The organism is Pseudomonas sp. GL-RE-29 (assembly GCF_019947275.1).
Lineage (GTDB): Bacteria > Pseudomonadota > Gammaproteobacteria > Pseudomonadales > Pseudomonadaceae > Aquipseudomonas > Aquipseudomonas fluorescens_A.
Genome location: NZ_JAGYGD010000017.1, coordinates 80,772 through 99,192 on the forward strand (window position 1 = coordinate 80,772; position 18,421 = coordinate 99,192).

Annotated in this window: 11 protein-coding genes; 7 read left to right on the forward strand and 4 right to left on the reverse strand. The window is 59.6% G+C overall.

The features are described 5' to 3' along the window. Positions 1-185: 185 nt before the first annotated feature. The 5 genes from glgX (at position 186) to KGB21_RS15845 (ending at position 8,604) form a co-directional block, all read left to right on the forward strand. The gene (glgX, locus tag KGB21_RS15825; protein WP_223505668.1) at positions 186-2,345 is read left to right on the forward strand and encodes a glycogen debranching protein GlgX; all 2,160 of its coding nucleotides are present in this window, start codon (positions 186-188) and stop codon (positions 2,343-2,345) included. A gap of 163 nt (positions 2,346-2,508) precedes the next feature. Next, positions 2,509-3,267, forward strand: coding sequence for a PIG-L deacetylase family protein (locus tag KGB21_RS15830; protein ID WP_223505669.1), 759 nt, complete (start codon positions 2,509-2,511; stop codon positions 3,265-3,267). A gap of 161 nt (positions 3,268-3,428) precedes the next feature. Continuing rightward, entirely contained in the window at positions 3,429-4,229 is an 801-nt protein-coding gene (locus KGB21_RS15835) for an endonuclease/exonuclease/phosphatase family protein (RefSeq protein ID WP_223505671.1), read from the forward strand. Between the two features lie 276 nt (positions 4,230-4,505). Next, the gene (locus KGB21_RS15840) at positions 4,506-7,223 is read left to right on the forward strand and encodes an autotransporter outer membrane beta-barrel domain-containing protein (protein WP_223505672.1); all 2,718 of its coding nucleotides are present in this window, start codon (positions 4,506-4,508) and stop codon (positions 7,221-7,223) included. A gap of 313 nt (positions 7,224-7,536) precedes the next feature. Continuing rightward, positions 7,537-8,604, forward strand: coding sequence for an autotransporter outer membrane beta-barrel domain-containing protein (locus KGB21_RS15845; RefSeq protein ID WP_223505674.1), 1,068 nt, complete (start codon positions 7,537-7,539; stop codon positions 8,602-8,604). 123 nt (positions 8,605-8,727) lie between these two features. On the opposite strand, the gene glgB is transcribed toward KGB21_RS15845, so the two are convergent. From glgB to KGB21_RS15860, 3 genes are all read right to left on the reverse strand, one after another. After that, complete coding sequence (glgB, locus tag KGB21_RS15850; protein WP_223505676.1) at positions 8,728-10,962, reverse strand: 1,4-alpha-glucan branching protein GlgB; 2,235 nt, start codon at positions 10,960-10,962, stop codon at positions 8,728-8,730. 2 nt (positions 10,963-10,964) lie between these two features. Next, on the reverse strand, positions 10,965-14,306 hold the full coding sequence (gene treS, locus KGB21_RS15855; protein ID WP_223505678.1) for a maltose alpha-D-glucosyltransferase: 3,342 nt from the start codon (positions 14,304-14,306) through the stop codon (positions 10,965-10,967). Positions 14,307-14,506: 200 nt separating this feature from the next. Next, positions 14,507-16,504 (reverse strand): alpha-1,4-glucan--maltose-1-phosphate maltosyltransferase, encoded by a 1,998-nt coding sequence (locus KGB21_RS15860; protein ID WP_223505679.1) that lies wholly within the window; start codon positions 16,502-16,504, stop codon positions 14,507-14,509. Positions 16,505-16,709: 205 nt separating this feature from the next. Between KGB21_RS15860 and KGB21_RS15865 the strand changes: the two genes are divergently transcribed. Beyond that, on the forward strand, positions 16,710-16,877 hold the full coding sequence (locus KGB21_RS15865; RefSeq protein ID WP_223505681.1) for a hypothetical protein: 168 nt from the start codon (positions 16,710-16,712) through the stop codon (positions 16,875-16,877). Between the two features lie 625 nt (positions 16,878-17,502). On the opposite strand, the gene KGB21_RS15870 is transcribed toward KGB21_RS15865, so the two are convergent. Continuing rightward, positions 17,503-18,006 (reverse strand): MgtC/SapB family protein, encoded by a 504-nt coding sequence (locus KGB21_RS15870; RefSeq protein WP_034146645.1) that lies wholly within the window; start codon positions 18,004-18,006, stop codon positions 17,503-17,505. 121 nt (positions 18,007-18,127) lie between these two features. Between KGB21_RS15870 and KGB21_RS15875 the strand changes: the two genes are divergently transcribed. Continuing rightward, entirely contained in the window at positions 18,128-18,361 is a 234-nt protein-coding gene (locus KGB21_RS15875; RefSeq protein WP_223505683.1) for a DUF3203 family protein, read from the forward strand. Positions 18,362-18,421 lie beyond the last annotated feature (60 nt).

The following is an 18,421-nucleotide window of genomic DNA, read 5'->3' on the forward strand; positions in this document are numbered from 1 at the left end:
ATTCCGTGGCGAGTCCGCTCGCCACTGTGAAAGCGCTCATCCTGAAAAAAATAACCTGTGGGAGCGAGCCTGCTCGCGATGACGGAACCAGATTCAACACATGTATTGCCTGACACGCCGCCATCGCGAGCAAGCTCGCTCCCACAGATTGCGGCGTATCTGTACCTCACTTTGCAGGAGCACCTATGACCAGTCCAAAGAAAGCCGCGCCAGCACCTCAAGCCGAGGCCTCGCGAATCCGGGAAGGCCTGCCCTTCCCGCTGGGTGCGACCTGGGATGGTCTGGGCGTCAACTTCGCCTTGTTTTCCGCCCACGCCACCCGGGTCGAATTGTGCATTTTCGACGACGCCGGCGAAGTGGAATTGGAACGTATCGAACTGCCGGAATACACCGACGAAATCTTTCACGGTTACCTGCCCGACGCCCATCCGGGCCTGATCTACGGCTACCGCGTCTACGGCCCGTATGACCCGGTCAACGGCCATCGCTTCAACCACAACAAACTGCTGATCGACCCCTACGCCAAACAACTGGTCGGCCAGTTGAAATGGTCCGAAGCTTTGTTTGGCTACACCATCGGCCACCCTGATGCCGACCTCAGTTTCGATGAGCGCGACAGTGCGCCTTTCGTACCCAAGTGCAAGGTGATCGATCCGGCGCATACCTGGGGCCACGATCATCGGGTCAGTGTGCCGTGGGACAAAACCATCATTTACGAGACCCACGTGCGCGGCATCAGCATGAGTCACCCTACGGTCCCCGAGAACGTGCGTGGCACCTTTGCCGGGTTGATGGTCGATGACGTGCTGGAACACATTCGCAAGCTCGGCGTTTCCTCCGTGGAATTGCTGCCGATCCACGCCTTCGTCAATGACCAGCACCTGCTGCACAAAGGCATGACCAATTACTGGGGCTACAACAGCATCGCGTTCTTCGCCCCTGACCCGCGCTACCTGGCCAGCGGCAAGATCGCCGAGTTCAAGGAAATGGTCGCGCACCTGCACGACGCCAATCTGGAAGTGATTCTCGACGTGGTCTACAACCACACCGCCGAGGGCAACGAGCAAGGCCCGACCCTGTCCATGCGCGGTATCGACAACGCCTCCTACTACCGCTTGATGCCCGACGACAAGCGCTTCTACATCAACGATTCCGGCACCGGCAACACCCTGGATTTGAGCCACCCGTGCGTACTGCAAATGGTCACCGACTCCCTGCGTTACTGGGCCTCGGAAATGCACGTGGACGGTTTCCGCTTCGACCTGGCGACCATTCTCGGGCGCTATCACGATGGTTTCGATGAGCGTCACAGTTTCCTCGTCGCTTGCCGTCAGGATCCGGTGCTGCGTCAGGTGAAAATGATCGCAGAGCCTTGGGATTGTGGCCCCGGCGGTTATCAGGTCGGCAAATTCCCGCCCGGCTGGGTGGAATGGAACGACCGGTTCCGCGACACCGTGCGCGCCTTCTGGAAAGGCGACGACGGCCAACTGGCTGACTTCGCCGCGCGCATGACCGGCTCCGGGGAAATGTTCAATCATCGAGGCCGGCGCCCCTATGCCTCGCTGAACTTCATTACCGCCCATGACGGTTTTACCCTCAATGATCTGGTGTCGTACAACGACAAGCACAACGAAGCCAACGATGAGAACAACCAGGACGGCAGCAACAACAATCTGTCTTGGAACCACGGTGTCGAAGGTCCTACCGACGATCCGGAGATCAATGAACTGCGCCAGCGGCAAATGCGCAACTTCTTCGCCACGTTGTTGCTGTCGCAAGGCACCCCGATGATGGTGGCCGGCGACGAATTCGCCCGCACCCAAAATGGCAACAACAATGCCTATTGCCAGGACAGCGAAATCGGCTGGGTCAATTGGTACGTGAGCGAAGAAGGCAAGGCACTGCTCAAATTCGTCAAACGCCTGATCAAGTTGCGCCTGGCCTACCCGATTCTGCGGCGCGGACGTTTCCTGGTGGGCAATTACAACGAGGACATCGGCGTCAAGGACGTCACTTGGCTGGCGGCGGACGGCAGCGAAATGACCACCGAGCATTGGCACGATGCGCACAACCGTTGTATGGGCATGCTGCTCGACGGCCGTGCGCAGGAAACCGGTATCCGCCGCAAAGGTGGCGATGCCACCCTGCTGCTGGTGGTCAACGCCCATCACGATGTCGTCAATTTCCTCCTGCCGGAAGTGCCCGATGGCGGTTTCTGGACCTGCATGATCGACACCAATCAACCGTCGATTCGCGGCCAGGAGCGCTTCGAATTCGGTCACGAATACTCGGTCACCGGACGGTCGTTGCTGCTGTTCGAATTGCAGCATGAAGAAGAGGAGTGACAGCTGCCGGATACACGGTCGATAAATATTGCAATTGAGCGCGCCCGGGACGCGACGAATACCCTGACATGAGCAATACTCGATGCGCGGCACTCCAGGGTTCGGAGCGCCGCGCTTCGTTATCAACCAGCCCGCGTGGCTCGCGTAACAAGGACGTAACCCCATGAAACCTGTTTCCATCAGTGAAAGCAGCGCCCCAGGGCAAATCTGGAACAGCGCCCCGCAACTCGAAAACATTCCGGTCATCAGCACCCAGTCTTTGGTGCCTGCGGGTGCGCGCGCGGTGGTGATTTCTGCGCATCCCGGCGATGAAGTGGTGATGTGTGGAGGTCTGCTGCAATTGCTCAGCGCCACCGGCCATCCCTTGCAATTGATATCGGTGACCGACGGCAGCGCCAGCCAACCGACTTCTGCGCACTGGTCGGAAAAACGCCTCAGCGTGTTTCGCTCCCAGGAAAGCGTCGAAGCCCTGCGTCGGCTCGGGTTGCCGATGCACAGCCTGAAATGGATTCGCGGCGGCTTCACCGACAACACCCTGGCCGAGCATGAGCAGGAACTGACGCAATTCATCAGCCGTTATCTACGCCCCGGTGATGTGGTGTTCAGCATTTGGGGCGAAGACGGCACCGCCGACCATGACGCTGTCGGTCGCGCCAGCTCCAATGCCGCGACCATCGCGGGAGCAACCATTAACGAAGTGCCGGTTTGGGCCTGGCACCTGGCGGCGCGGGATCACGGCTCCATCCCTTGGCATCGCGCGCGCAAAGTACGTTTGGACACCTGGACCGTCGCGCGCAAAAGCCACGCCACCCATGCTTATGCCAGTCAGCTCGATGGCGATCCGGCGATTGGCCTTGCACCGCTGCTGCCGCCTGTGGTGCTGGAGCGGATGCGCTTGCCGTATGAGATTGTGTTTGTATGAAAATCAAAAGATCGCAGCCTGCGGCAGCTCCTACAGGAGAACGCATTCCAATGTAGGAGCTGCCGCAGGCTGCGATCTTTTGACGTCTCGACGAATCGCGCTGAACTGCCCGCCCCGCCATCAGTCGCATACATAAGCGACCCTGATTCAGAGGAGTAACAGTGACCAGTAATCCCAAGCGGCAGCCAGAAGCGTCAGTGCCGTTGAACACCCCGCCGGCCATTCACCGATTGCGCGTGCTGACGGTCAACACCCACAAGGGTTTCACCGCACTCAATCGACGCTTCATCCTCCCGGAACTGCGCGAAGCGGTGCGCAGCACATCAGCGGACCTGGTGTTCCTGCAAGAAGTGGTTGGCGAGCATGAGCGCCATTCCTCACGCTACAACGATTGGCCGCAAACCTCGCAATACGAATTCCTCGCCGACAGCATGTGGAGCGACTTCGCCTATGGCCGCAACGCGGTCTATCCCGACGGTCATCACGGCAACGCGCTGCTGTCGAAATACCCGATCCGCGAATACCGCAACCTCGATGTCTCCATCACCGGGCCTGAACGTAGAGGGTTGCTGCATTGCGTGCTGGACGTACCGGGCCACGCCGAAGTCCATGCCATCTGCGTGCACTTGAGTTTGCTCGAAAGCCATCGCCACCTGCAGTTGCAGTTGCTCTGCCAACTGCTCGAATCCTTGCCCGACGATGCACCGGTAATCATCGCTGGCGACTTCAACGACTGGCAGCTCCAAGGCAACGCCGCCCTCGCCCGTCGCGATTACCTGCACGAAGCCTTCGAACGCCATCACGGCCGCCCCGCCAAAACCTACCCGGCGCGTTTTCCGCTGCTGCGCCTGGACCGTATCTACCTGCGCAATGCCAGCAGTCATGAGCCAAGAATCCTTGGGCACAAGCCCTGGACGCACCTTTCGGATCATTTGCCGTTGGCGGTGGAAGTGCACCTCTGAAACCCTGCTGAATCCTCTCCCAAGAGAGTGATTTTTCGCCCTACCTGTTATTTCTGACAGTAGCGACCGCAAAAAACTACTGCTACGGTTCTCACGTCCGTTACAACCAACCCAACGGACGTGCGACTCACAGTGGCCGTCGTTGCTGAAGGTGCTCCGCTACGGGAATGTTTCTTCCCGATGTTGTCTCGCAACCCGTGCTGCAATGGGCTCCTGATGCCTTGCTGCTTTTGACAAGCAGCAGCTCAGCCGCCGACCAATACGCGGGAGACAAGGATGAATTTTTCGAACGATCTGCCCAAATACCGTTACAGCGCCTGTGCCGTTTCGATCTGGCTGAGCCTCGGCTGGCCCCTCACCACTCAAGCGGCTTGCACCCTCACTCCCACGGCGGGCAATGACAACTTCACGTGTGACAGTGGCAGCAGCACAGCGCTGTCGGATCTTTCGGGCGATAACACCCTGACCTTTCCAACCAATGGCACCGGCACGATCAATGGCAACGTGACGTTCGGCGCGGGCAGCGACACGATCACCATGAATTCCGGCAGCATCACCGGCACGGTCAATCAAGGTGATGGCGCCGACAACTTCAGTATCAGTGCCGGCCAAATCTCCAAGGCTGTCAACCAAGGCAACGGCGTCGATAACTTCACCATGACGGGCGGGACCATTCAGTCCCTGGCCCAGGGCGATAGTCGCGATTTCTTTTTGATGACTGACGGCACGATCGTCGGCGCTTACGAGGACGGCGACACCGCCAGAATGACCGGAGGCACTATCGGCCGGGTCGACATGAAGCTCGATAACAACCTGTTCGATATGTCGGGTGGGCAAATCCTTGGCAACCTGGTCACCGGTTTCGGCACCGACACCATCATCGTCACCGGTGGCAAGATTGGCGGCAACATCAGTGTCAGTGGCGGCAACGACAGTGTCACCGTGACCGGTGGCGAGATCGTCGGCGAGATCCGCACCAGCGTGGGTGACGAAAAATTCGTTTGGGACGGCGGCGGTGAGATCCGCTCGGCAATTTTGCTGGAGGGTGGCAACGACAGCGCGATTTTACGCAACCTCGACGAAAGCACCCTTGCCCTGACTCCAGGCCTGAACGGTGGTCCCGGCAACGACGTACTGACCTTCGATCACACGACGACTGCCGGTGCCGCTCGCTACAGCAACTTTGAAGCCGTGAACCTGAACAACGGCTCGCGCTTCGACCTGGACGGTAGTCTTGTCCTGGGTGACAGCGCCAGCGGCACCGGTGTGTTCAACATCGACGCCAGCAGCACAATGACATCGACCCAAGGCAGCATCACACCCTTCACCGCCGGCCAACTCGCCACCTTGAACAACGCCGGGGTGATCGACCTGAGCAGCGGTAATACCCGCACCAACGACACGCTGACGGTGCAAGGCAATTACGCCGGCAGCGGCGGTCAGCTGCTGTTGCAAAGTATCCTCGGGGATGACAGTTCCCCCAGCGACAAACTGGTGGTCAACGATGGAACCATCACTGGCAGCACCACGATTGCCGTCACTAATCTTGGTGGCCTTGGTGCACTGACCCAGCAGAACGGCATCCAGGTGGTACAGGCCCAAGGCACCGCAACCAGCGACAACGCTGCCTTCACCTTGAACAACACACCGCTGTCGGTCGGGGCCTTCCAATACTCCTTGTTCAAGGGCGGCACCACCGCTGACAGCGTAAACAGTTGGTACCTGCGCTCGTCCGTGGTGTCCGTGCCGCTGGTCGAAGTGCCCAACCCCGACCCCGCCTTGCCGCCGATTCTGGTGCCACCGCTCGTAGTGCCCAACCCGGACCCGGCCCTGCCACCGATTCTGGTAGCACCGGTCGCGGTGGCCAACCCGGATCCGACCTTGCCACCGATTCTGGTCGCACCAGCATCAGTGCCGAACCCGGACCCCACTCTGCCCCCCATTCTGGTACCACCGGATGCAGCACCGCTCGCGACGCCGGTCGCCGCTGCCGGGTCGCCACCTCTGCCGGTTGCCGTACCCGGCGCCGCACCGATTCCCCTGTACCGTCAGGAAGTGCCGGTCTGGTCAGTATTGCCGTCTGCGAATGCGCAACTGGCACTGACCGCCCTCGGCACCTTCCACGATCGCCAGGGCGATCAACGCCTGCTGACCGAAACCGGAGCGTTCGGCGCGGGCTGGGGCCGGGTGTATGGCAAGGATCTCGACCAGACCTGGGCCGGCACCGTGACGCCACGGCTCGACGGTTCACTCAATGGATTTCAGGTGGGCAACGACCTGTTCGGCTCGCAAACTGCTGGCGGGCAAACCCAGCGCACCGGGTTCTTCGTGGGTCACAGTCGCTTGCAAGGCGATGTCGACGGTTTCAACCAGGGCTTCGAAGGCAAGCGCGCTGGCAAGGTGGAGCTTGAGGGCGACAGCGTCGGTCTCTACTGGACCCTGACCGACCCGGCAAACTGGTACGTCGATACCGTGGCGATGTACACCTGGCTGGACGGTGACAGTCATTCCGACCGTGGCCTGAAGATCGACAACAAGGGCCACGCCGTGACCCTTTCTGCAGAGGCCGGCTACCCTTTTGCGCTCGCGAACAAATGGGTGCTCGAACCCCAGGCACAAATCATCCATCAACAGGTTTCACTCGACAGCCAGAACGACGGCGTTTCAACGGTGAAGTTCGACTCCGATCCCGCCTGGACCGGACGGCTCGGTGCGCGACTCAAAGGCAGTTACGACGTCGCCGGCCTGCCCTTGGAACCCTATCTGCGCGCCAACCTGTGGCACACGTTTTCCGCGACCGATACGGTCACCTTCGCCAGCACCACCGATATCGACACTGAACAAAAGTCGTCCTATGCCGATCTTGGCGTCGGTGCCGTGTTGACTCTGGCCCCTTCCGTCAGCGTCTACGCCAGCGCGGATTACAGCAGCAATATCGACAGCAATCAGCAGCGCGGAATGTCCGGAAATTTCGGTGTGAGGATTAGCTGGTAATACGAAGCAAACGCTCTAGCTCGTGACTATTTTGACGATTTTGCCAATAAACAAGAACTTAGGCATGCGTCGAAAATCAGTCACTTACATGACCAAAAATACCCCTACCACTTATCGGCCATTTTCTTGACGCAGTGGCAGGGGTCTTCTTAGCTACACCGTACTACCCCCGGCATCAACATCAGGGACAAGCCCGCCAAGACACCCGCTAAACCGGGCGGTCCTCGGCTTGCTCCCATCCATCGGTCGCCCCTCATTCGGGGTAGGAGAGACGACAAAGCGAGAACGGCATGCGATTGCAAGGTAGACCCCCATGAAAACCTCATTCACCCAACAAGAGATCAAAGTTACTTTTTGCACTGTCTCGAGTTCACTCCTGCTGTGCTCTTCCATGGAAGTGCAGGCCTCCCCGGCCGAGGAAGAAGCAACGCCCTGGTATCGCCAGGACGTTCCGGTACTTACCTTGCCCGCCCTCGACACCACGTATCCCGGCCGTTTCAGCCCTCACCCCGATATGCGAAGCAGCCACTTCATCACCGAAGATGCAACGCCCTCTGCCTGGGACCAACTCTATGGAAAAGCTTCACGCCAGGCACAAAACGATGCCTTGGCCCAGGGCTTCTCCATCCCCGGTTCCGGCGAACTCAAAAGCCCGGCGATCCTGACCTTAAAGAGCGGCAGTGGTCATACTCAACGGGTCGGCCTGATCGGCGGCACCAGCCAGTTCCAGGCCAACAGCAATGGCTTGGTGACCAATCGCGCCATGTCTGATCCGAACACCAACACCCTCAACCTGCAAGGCGAAAGCCTCGGCGCTTATTACAGCTTGACCGGCCCGCAAGGCTGGCACGTCGACTTGTCCGCCAGTGGTGGCCGGGTCAACGGTTTCAGCCGTAACGAACAAGGCGCCCGGCAAGCCGCCGAAGGCAGCGCGGTAACGTTGTCGGTCGAAGGTGGCTTTCCGATTGGCATCAGCGAAAACTGGGTGGTTGAACCTCAGGCGCAGTTGATCAATCAGCGCATCACCCTGGACACCCCTTATGCGGGCTCGGGCAATGCGTCCTCCAGCGACGTGACGTCATGGAGTGGTCGCGTCGGTGCCAAATTGAAAGGCAGTTACGACATCAACGGCCTGCCCGTCGAACCCTATGTGCGGACCAACTTGTGGCACACGGTGTATACCGGCAATACCGTGACCCTCGACGAGGTCGACAAGATCAGCAGCAGTCGCAAATCTTCGACGGTTGAACTGGGTCTGGGTCTGGTGGCCAGAGTGACACCCGCCGTGAGCCTGTATGTCAGCGCGGACTACAGCAGTGATGTGGATGACAACGACTTGAATGGTTTGATTGGTAGCTTGGGTGTGCGGATGCGGTGGTGAGGTTAAGTCCTCAAGATTCGCGTTGCTCAAGCTGACGCCATCGCGGGCAAGCCCGCTCCCACAGGGATCTCACGAAACCTGTGGGAGCGGGCTTGCCCGCGATGGCAGCGACGCGGTTTCGAATCAGCCCTCAGGACTCAATATCAACACCGCCAACGGCGGCAAATTCAGCACCAGCGACAACGCCTGCCCATGGCTCGGCGCTTCTTCGGTAAACGCCCCGCCACCGTTCCCATAGTTTGAACCGGCATAGGTCGCCGAATCACTGTTGAGCAACTCGGTCCAGCGCCCGGCGATCGGCACGCCTACGCGATAAGCCTCGCGGGGCACTGGCGTGAAGTTGGCCACCACCAGCACCGGCTTACCCTCCTTGCTCCAGCGCAGCCAGGCGTAAACGCTGTTGATTGCATCGTCGCCGATCAACCACTGGAAGCCCTGCGGCACATCGTCTTGTTCGTGCAGCGACGGTATTTCGCGGTATAGGCGATTGAGGTCGCCCACCAGTTTCTGCACGCCTTTATGTTCGGAGTATTGCAGCAGGTACCAATCCAGTTGCTGGTCGTGATTCCATTCGCGCCACTGGCCGAACTCGCACCCCATGAACAGCAGCTTCTTGCCCGGATGGGTCCACATGAAGCTCAGGTAGGCCCGCAGGTTGGCGAATTTCTGCCAGCGATCGCCGGGCATTTTGTCGATCAGCGAGTGCTTGCCGTGTACCACTTCATCGTGGGAGATCGGCAGGATGAAGCGTTCGGACCAGGCGTACACCAGGCCGAAACTCAGTTCGTTGTGGTGATGGGCGCGGTACATCGGATCTTGCTGGATGTAATGCAGCGAATCGTGCATCCAACCCATGTTCCATTTATAGGCGAAGCCCAGTCCGCCCTGTTGCGTGCTCTGGCTGACGCCCGGCCACGCGGTGGACTCCTCGGCAATCACCAGCGCGCCGGGCGCTTCCAGTGCTACCACGTCGTTGAGGTGACGGAGGAAATCGATGGCTTCGAGGTTTTCCCGTCCGCCATGGCGGTTTGGCACCCACTCGCCGGCCTTGCGCGAATAGTCGCGGTACAGCATCGACGCCACGGCATCCACGCGCAGGCCGTCGACGTGGAAATGCTTGAGCCAGTGCAACGCCGACGCCAGCATGTAGCCGTGCACTTCGGTGCGGCCGAGGTTGTAGATCAGCGTGTCCCAATCCTGATGGAAACCTTCCTGCGGGTTGCCGTATTCGTACAGCGCGGTGCCGTCGAATTGCGCCAGACCGTGGGTGTCGGTAGGGAAATGCGCCGGCACCCAGTCAAGGATCACGCCGATATCGGCCTGGTGACAGGCGTTGACGAAGGCTGCAAATTCATCGCCGCTGCCATAGCGGGCGCTGGTGGCGAACTGCGAGAGCAATTGATAACCCCACGAACCTCCGAACGGGTGCTCCATGATCGGCATCAGTTCGATGTGGGTGAACCCGAGTTCTTTCACATAGGGGATCAGCCGCTCGGCCAGTTCGGGCCACGTGTACTGACGGGCCACTTCACCCAAGTCGTCCAGTTCACATTGCCACGAACCGGCGTGCAGTTCGTAGATCGACAGCGGCGCGGTCGGACGCTGCCGTTCGCCCCGGGCCTGCATCCATTCCTGGTCTTGCCAGTCGATATTCAGCGGCGGTGCAACCTTCGATGCGGTGTCCGGCGGCAACGAGGTGGCCAATGCCATCGGGTCGGCCTTGAGCGGCAGAATGCCGTGGGCACCGAGGATTTCGTATTTATACGCCTCCCCCGCCTGCATGCGCGGGATGAACAATTCCCAGACCCCGGTGGGATGACGCAGGCGCATCGGATGACGGCGGCCGTCCCAGTTGTTGAAGTCACCGACCACCGACACCCGTTTGGCGTTTGGCGCCCATACGGCGAAACGCACGCCGTCGACACCGTCCACCGTCTTCAACTGCGCGCCGAGGCACGCGCTGAGATCGCGGTGATTGCCTTCGGCGAACAGATACAAGTCCATCTCGCCCAGCAACGGGCCGAAGCTGTAAGGGTCTTCGGAAAACTGCTCGCCACCGGCCCAGCGGGTTCGCAGTACATACGGCTGCGCCCGGTCAAAGTGGCCGACAAACAGCCCCGGCGTCTGCGTTGCTTCGAGATTGCCGAGTTCTTCTCCGGAATCCCTGGCCACCACCTGCACGCTCAACGCGTCCGGCAGATAAGCCCGAATGAACTGCCCACCGGCGCCATCGCCATGGGGACCGAGTATTGCAAAGGGGTCGTGATGCTCGGCGCGTACCAGCGCATCAATATCCCGCGCCCTGGGTAGCAGCGCTTCTTTGTGATGCTGACCCGTTTCCTTGTTCGAGAAACTCATGACTACTCTCCACCAAGATCGGAAAAGGGTTTGAGCCCATTCAATAACCCGTACAAACCGTGCAAGGGCACGGACAGCCAGGTGGGGCGATTCTCTGCCTCATAGGCCACTTCGTACGCTGCCTTCTCCAGGCCGAACAACGCCAGTGCGGCGTCTTCGCCTTCCGGATCTTGCCATGCATGACCAAGACTAGCTGCCGCCAGCCGATAAGCGTCGACAAATGCTTGTCGAGCTTCGCTCAGGTAGCGATCGGAAACCCGTTGCCGGGCCGCCCGTGCTTCTGCTGTGTTATCAACGTTGTGCACGTTAATGGCCATGGCCGCAGCGTAGTCGAAAGATCGCAAAACGCCGCTCACATCTTTATACGGACTGTGTTTGCCACGGCGCTCGTGCAGCGGTCGTGCCGGTTCGCCTTCGAAGTCGATCAGGTAGGCATCGCCCTTGATCACCAATACCTGGCCCAGGTGCAAGTCGCCATGTACCCGGATGCGCAAGCCGCCGGCGGTTTGTTTGCCCAGGGTTTGCACATGCGTGAGGATGGCTTTTTTGTTGTCCAGCAAACGACTGACCAGGGTTTTGTCCGCCGGGTGCAGTTCGTTTTGATGCTGCTTGAGCAACTTCAGCGCATGCTCGATTTGCGCCGAAACGTCCTTGGCCGAGGCCAGCGCATCTTTTTGCGTGGTGACCTGCGGAGCGAAGTCCGGGTTGTCGCTCGGCGCCGCCAGCACTTGATGCATTTCCCCCAGACGCTGACCCAGCATGCCGGCGAAATCTTTCAACTCGCCGAGCGCGTTGTAGTGTTGCTCCTGCTCGGACATGGCATCCGCCAACTCGTCGCGCAGCGCCCGTTCCAGGTTGTTCTGGGTCCATTCCCAGGCATCGCCCTGATTGCTCAAGTAGCCTTGGGCGATCATCAGCAAGTTGTCTTCGCCCTTGCTGTCCCGGCGTACGACCGAGCCCAGCAGCGGCGAGATGTTGCGGAAATCGGCGCCGGTCAGGTAGGCGCTCATCTCCAGTTCCGGGTGGACGCCGGACGCGACTTTGCGAATCAGCTTCAGCACCAGGCTGTTGCCAATCACCACCGAGCTGTTGGATTGCTCGGCGGACAGATAGCGCACTTCCGACTCAGCCGTCAGGCCCAGTTTCTCCAGCTCGGCAGTGGGTTCGAAACGGATCTCGCCACCGTCCGAAGGCAACACCAGATTGTCCTGCATGCCCTGCAACACGGTGCGAATGAAGTTTTCCAGACTGAACGCATCGGTGATCAAACCGACCTGCGGCCCGCGACGCACTCGTGACAACGCCAGTTGCTGCGGCAATGGCGTACCGACCTGATCCTCGGCAATGAAGCCGAACGGCAGTTGATAACGACTGGTCTGATCGCCGCTGGTGACTTCGATTTCACTCAACAACACTGGATGCAGCGCATCACCAAAACGCACGCCGTAGGCCAGGTTGACCTGGTCGATGGCCGCGTCCTTGCCGGCGAACCAGCGACGGTTCTGCAGCCAGCTCGGCAAAATTTCCTGTTCCAGGGTGTTGCGCGATGGCGCTTCCAGCAATTCCTCCATGCGTTTTTTCAGTACCAGCGTGGTGAAGTCCGGCAGGCTTTGCGCCGGTTCCACGTGCCAACTCGGCATCTGGTTTTCCGCCGCCAGCACGAACCAATAGAAACCGTAGGGCGCCAAGGTCAGGAGGAAATTCAGCTGGCCGATAGGCGGGAAAGCGTTACCGCCGAGCATCTCCACCGGCACCATGCCGACGTAGGCCGACAGGTCCAGTTCCGCCGCTTGCGCACTGCGCGACACGTTGGCCACACACAGTATGATTTCGTGCTTGCCGTCCGCCCCGGTGAATTCCCGGGTGTAGGCCAGGATCCTGCGGTTGGTCGGCGAGAGCATTTTCAGCGTGCCGCGCCCGAACGCCTTGGATTGCTTGCGCACGGCGAGCATGCGCCGGGTCCAGTTCAGCAACGAATGCGGGTCGCCGGCCTGGGTTTCGACGTTGACCGACAGGTAGCCGTATTGCGGGTCCATGATCGGCGGCAACACCAGGCTGGCCGGATCGGCGCGGGAGAAGCCGCCATTCCGGTCGATGGACCATTGCATCGGCGTGCGCACGCCGTCGCGGTCGCCGAGGTAGATGTTGTCGCCCATGCCGATTTCATCGCCGTAGTACAAGGTCGGCGTACCGGGCATCGACAGCAACAGACTGTTGAGCAACTCCACGCGCCGACGGTCGCGCTCCATCAACGGCGCCAGACGGCGGCGAATCCCCAGGTTGATCCGCGCCCGACGGTCGGCCGCGTAGTAATTCCACAGGTAGTCGCGCTCCTTGTCGGTGACCATCTCCAGCGTCAGTTCATCGTGATTGCGCAGGAAAATCGCCCATTGGCAATTGGCCGGGATTTCCGGGGTCTGGCGCAGGATGTCGGTGATCGGAAAGCGGTCTTCCTGGGCCAGCGCCATGTACATACGCGGCATCAACGGGAAGTGGAACGCCATGTGGCATTCGTCGCCGTTCAGGCCTTTTTTGTCGGTGTCGCCGAAATACAGCTGGGTGTCTTCCGGCCATTGGTTGGCTTCGGCCAGGAGCATGCGGTCAGGGTAATTGGCGTCGATTTCGGCGCGGATCTGCTTGAGGACGTCGTGGGTCTCGGGCAGGTTTTCGTTGTTGGTGCCGTCGCGCTCGATCAGGTACGGGATCGCGTCGAGGCGCAAACCGTCGATGCCCATGTCCAGCCAGTAACGCATTACCGACAGCACGGCTTTCATGACCTGCGGGTTATCGAAGTTCAGGTCCGGCTGGTGCGAATAGAACCGGTGCCAGAAGTACTGGCCGGCGACCGGGTCCCAGGTCCAGTTGGACTTTTCGGTGTCGAGAAAAATGATGCGCGTGCCATCGTACTTTTGATCGTCATCGGACCACACGTAGAAATCCCGCGCCGCCGAACCTTTCTTGGCTTTGCGTGCGCGCTGGAACCAGGCGTGCTGGTCGGAGGTGTGGTTGATGACCAGTTCGGTGATTACCCGCAAGCCGCGTTTGTGCGCCTCGGCGATGAAACGTTTGGCGTCGGCCATGGTGCCGTAGTCGCTGTGCACGCCACGGTATTCGGCGATGTCATAACCGTCGTCGCGACGTGGCGAGGGGTAGAACGGCAAGAGCCAGATGGTGTTGACGCCGAGGTCGGCGATGTAATCGAGTTTGGCGATCAGGCCGGGAAAGTCGCCGATGCCGTCGTTGTTGGAGTCGAAATACGATTTGACGTGAACTTGATAGATCACCGCGTCCTTGTACCAGAGCGGGTCTTTGATGAATGTGGCTGCCTTGGGTTTCTTCGCCATTTGAAACTCCTGATGAATTCGAATATCCGCTGAGCCGATCACCGATCTAAAAACGGGTTATTACCCGTGGCGAGGGAGCTTGCTCCCGCTCGGCTGCGAAGCAGTCGCAAAAACCGGTCAATCGCATGTTCCTGAAGAAAATGGGGCCGCTTCGCGACCCAGCGGGAGCAAGCTCCCTCGCCACAGGGTTGGTAGTGAATTCAAGATGAGGTAATCCGCCAAATCCCGAACGGATGCTGGGCCGGGTCGATCCGCATGAATTGGTATTTGCCGTGCCAGGTCCAGCGATGGCCGTTCATCAAGTCTTCGCCCTGGGTACTGGCATCGTCGGACAAGCCCATTTCCCACAGCGGCAATTCGAAATTCGCCTCCTGCGGGTGATGCGGATCAAGACTCACCGCCACCAGAATGAAGTTGCTGCCATCGGCGCTGCGCTTGCCGAAATACAGAATGTTGTCATTCCAGGCGTTGTAGACCTTCAGGCCCAGGTGCGTATGCAGCGCCGGGTTCTGCCGGCGGATGCGATTGAGCTGGGCGATTTCGGCAATGATGTTGCCCGGTGCGGTGAAGTCCCGTGGGCGGATCTCGTACTTCTCGGAATTGAGGTACTCCTCCTTGCCCGGCACCGGCGCCGCTTCACACAGTTCAAAACCGGAATACATGCCCCACAGGCCCGAACCCATGGTCGCCAGCGCCGCGCGGATGAGAAACCCGGCCCGTCCAGACTCATGCAGGAACGCCGGGTTGATGTCCGGCGTATTGACGAAGAAATTCGGCCGATAGCATTCGCGCCACGGCGATTCATTGAGTTCAGTGAAATAGGTAGCCAACTCTTGTTTGGTGTTGCGCCAGGTAAAGTAGGTGTAGCTCTGGGAGTAACCGACCTTGCCCAATCGCGCCATCATCGCCGGGGTGGTGAACGCTTCGGCGAGGAAAATCACCTCGGGGTACAGCGCCCGCACATCGGCGATCAGCCATTGCCAGAACGGCAGCGGCTTGGTGTGCGGGTTGTCGACGCGAAAGATCTTCACGCCCTCCTCGACCCAGCCGACCACAATGTCGCGCAACTCAACCCAGAGACTGGGAATCGCGTCCGCGGCATAGAAGTCGACGTTGACGATGTCCTGGTATTTTTTCGGCGGATTTTCCGCATATTTGATCGTGCCGTCCGGGCGCCAGTTGAACCAGCCGGGATGCTGCTGCAGCCACGGATGATCCTGGGAACACTGAATGGCGAAGTCGAGGGCGATTTCCAGTCCGTAATCGGCTGCTGCCGCCACCAGTCGGCGGAAGTCTTCGCGGGTGCCCAGTTCGGAATGAATCGCCTCGTGGCCGCCCTCTTCGCTGCCGATGGCATAAGGGCTGCCGGGATCGTCCGGCCCGGCAGTCAGCGAATTGTTCGGGCCTTTGCGGTAGCTGCGGCCGATCGGGTGAATCGGTGGGAAGTAAAGGACGTCGAAGCCCATGTCCTGAATCATCGGCAGACGCGAGTGCACGTCATTGAATGTACCGTGGCGCGCCGGATCGTCGGTGATCGAGCGCGGAAACAATTCATACCAACTGGCGAACTGCGCCAGCTCGCGCTCGACATCCACCGGGTACTCGGGGCTCAGGCTCAGGTAAGCGCGATGATCCGCCTGGGCCATCAGTTCGGCGCTACGCTGGTGCAGAAACAGCGCCACCTGCTCGGTTTCGAGCAGCCCGGACAATTCGTGGTGCAACGCGGCCAGTTGTTCGCTCAGTTGCCCTTCGGCACGTTCGGCAGCTTGCTGGACGTACAGACGACCTTCTTGCAACTCAAGGCTGACAGGAACGCCGGCGGTGTGCTTTTTCTCCAGTTCGTAGCGGAAACTGGCGAACTGATCGATCCAGGCTTCGATACAGAAGACATAGCGGCCCTGATCTTCCACACGGAACTGGCCTTGCCAGCCGTTATTGCCCAGATCGGTCAGGACTTCGCTATGCCAGACCTCATCGCCCTCGATGCGCCAACGTACGCGAACGGCGAGCTTGTCGTGACCATCGGCAAACACCTTGCTGGTCACCACCACGTCCTGCCCCACCACAGCCTTGACCGCGAACTGCCCGCCTTCGAGCGTCGGCATGGTGTTTTCGATCGCGATTCGTGGCAACAGAAGCGCCTGCGACAGCGGCATGTGCGGGTTGTAGCTCAACTCAGTCGGTTTTTCAGCAGTCATCGAGCATCACTCCTTTACGCCCCATGGACGCTCTTGTGTCTGGTTGTCGTCGGCACCGGAAGCCCCGCGCCGAATGAACTCACTTAGGTTCCGAGCGGCTGGCACCGGCAAAAGTTCATAGGCAATTGGCTGGAATCAAATCCTTCACACGGTGGTCAACCAACTTAAGCACGACTCACGCCATGTGCCACTGGAGGTTAGACCGATGACCAATCCTTTCCCCGCCGCAACACCCGACCCGAACATCGACGACCCGGTGATCCCACCCACCGATCCGCAACCGGTGCCCGAAGAAGAGCCGCCAGGCACCAACCCACCGCCGAGGGAAGAACCGCCGACGACGATGCCGCCGGTGATTGTGAATCCGGAGTGATGACAATAGACGGCTGCTGATGATCGTTTCCACGCTCCTCGTGGAAACGATCCATTAAAGAAATGAAAGACCCCTCCCAAAAGCGTGTAGTCCCGATCCTGTAGTAGGGTTTCCAATGGGTCGGCCCCTTACGAAAACTCCTCCCTTGCGTTTAGATAGCCATGTCCCTATAGCCGTGAGCGTGGCCAGCCATGAAAACACTGTTTTTCAACGTCGATAGCTTCCCAAACAGTGCGGGCGCCAGGAGAAAAGCGCTCAACCCTGGACGAATGACCGACGGCTGGCCTCATCTTGAAAACCTCAAACTACCAACTACTTTTTTTTCATACCGAACAACGCCTTGCGCAAACAACTTCCAGAAGCTCAATCATTAAAGAGCTGGAAAGTTGCCTTCTCCATCAAAGTTTCGACTTTAGCCACAACGAACTTTTGAATACCGACAGCAAAAAAGACGATTCGGAACCGTTTCCTGAGCAGGATCCGCCACCGACTTTGCCACTGGTAATCGTGAATCCATAACCGGCACTCATCCCTGTAGGAGCTGCCGAAGGCTGCGATCTTTTGATCTTGCTTTGCTTTGAATGGCCGAAGATCAAGATCAAAAGATCGCAGCCTTCGGCAGCTCCTACATTGGGTCTTTGTCTTTATCGATGAGTTTTACGATTCTTGGCATTACGCCGAGGATTGCCAGCGCCAACAGTGTGCTGACCACGGCCGTGGCTTCGCGGCCCAACCCGGCCGAGACGCCGATGGCGGCGGTCATCCATAAACCGGCGGCGGTGGTCAGGCCTTTGACGTGGCCTTCGTCACCTTCCTGGTTTTTCAGGATGGTGCCGGCGCCGAGGAAGCCGATGCCGGCGATCACGCCCTGCACCACCCGGCTCATCGCATCGGCCTGGGAACCGGACATCTGTGGCACCAGCACAAACAGCGCCGCGCCGAGGGCTACCAGCATGTGCGTACGTACGCCCGCTGCCTTGCCCTTGTGCTCGCGCTCGAAGCCGAGAATTCCGCCCAGCAGTGCCGCCATCAGCAGGCGCACGGTGATGCGGGTCAATTGTGCTGCGTCGCCGATGTCGGCGAATTCCGCTTGCAGGGTTACCCAGACTTCATGCCACCAGGCGTTCATGCAGTTGTCCTTGAGAAGAGCCATGGAGGATGGACCGCAGCGACCATTAATCGGTTGCACAGAACGATAGCGATTGCTGGCGACCTAACGCTTCAGTACCCGATGAAAAAAGGACCTCGCCATGACCGTGCGCATCGAAAACCAAACCTGCTTCTTCACCACTGAAAACGGCGAAGAGATTCGCCTGTGCCCTGACGTCACCATCGTCACTGACTCGGCCAAGGCCATGTCCGCGGTGGATATCAACGGCCAGCATATCTACATCACCGAAGCAGAAGCCGACGCATTAACCGTAGCAGGCGCGGTTGACGGTCGCCGGCATTTGAAGGCGACGGACAGTGATTCGGTGATTTGACTGATCCGCATCAAGAGCACCCGCAGGCGCCTGATATAGCTGCCCGCGTCCCACCGCGAC

Excerpts from the sequence above, each read along its gene's own strand:
- treS (WP_223505678.1), bottom strand. The coding sequence starts at position 14,306 with ATGGCGAAGAAACCCAAGGCAGCCACATTCATCAAAGACCCGCTCTGG.
- KGB21_RS15845 (WP_223505674.1), top strand. The coding sequence starts at position 7,537 with ATGAAAACCTCATTCACCCAACAAGAGATCAAAGTTACTTTTTGCACT.
- glgB (WP_223505676.1), bottom strand. The coding sequence starts at position 10,962 with ATGAGTTTCTCGAACAAGGAAACGGGTCAGCATCACAAAGAAGCGCTG.
- KGB21_RS15860 (WP_223505679.1), bottom strand. The coding sequence starts at position 16,504 with ATGACTGCTGAAAAACCGACTGAGTTGAGCTACAACCCGCACATGCCG.
- KGB21_RS15830 (WP_223505669.1), top strand. The coding sequence starts at position 2,509 with ATGAAACCTGTTTCCATCAGTGAAAGCAGCGCCCCAGGGCAAATCTGG.
- KGB21_RS15865 (WP_223505681.1), top strand. The coding sequence starts at position 16,710 with ATGACCAATCCTTTCCCCGCCGCAACACCCGACCCGAACATCGACGAC.
- KGB21_RS15840 (WP_223505672.1), top strand. The coding sequence starts at position 4,506 with ATGAATTTTTCGAACGATCTGCCCAAATACCGTTACAGCGCCTGTGCC.
- KGB21_RS15870 (WP_034146645.1), bottom strand. The coding sequence starts at position 18,006 with ATGAACGCCTGGTGGCATGAAGTCTGGGTAACCCTGCAAGCGGAATTC.
- KGB21_RS15875 (WP_223505683.1), top strand. The coding sequence starts at position 18,128 with ATGACCGTGCGCATCGAAAACCAAACCTGCTTCTTCACCACTGAAAAC.
- glgX (WP_223505668.1), top strand. The coding sequence starts at position 186 with ATGACCAGTCCAAAGAAAGCCGCGCCAGCACCTCAAGCCGAGGCCTCG.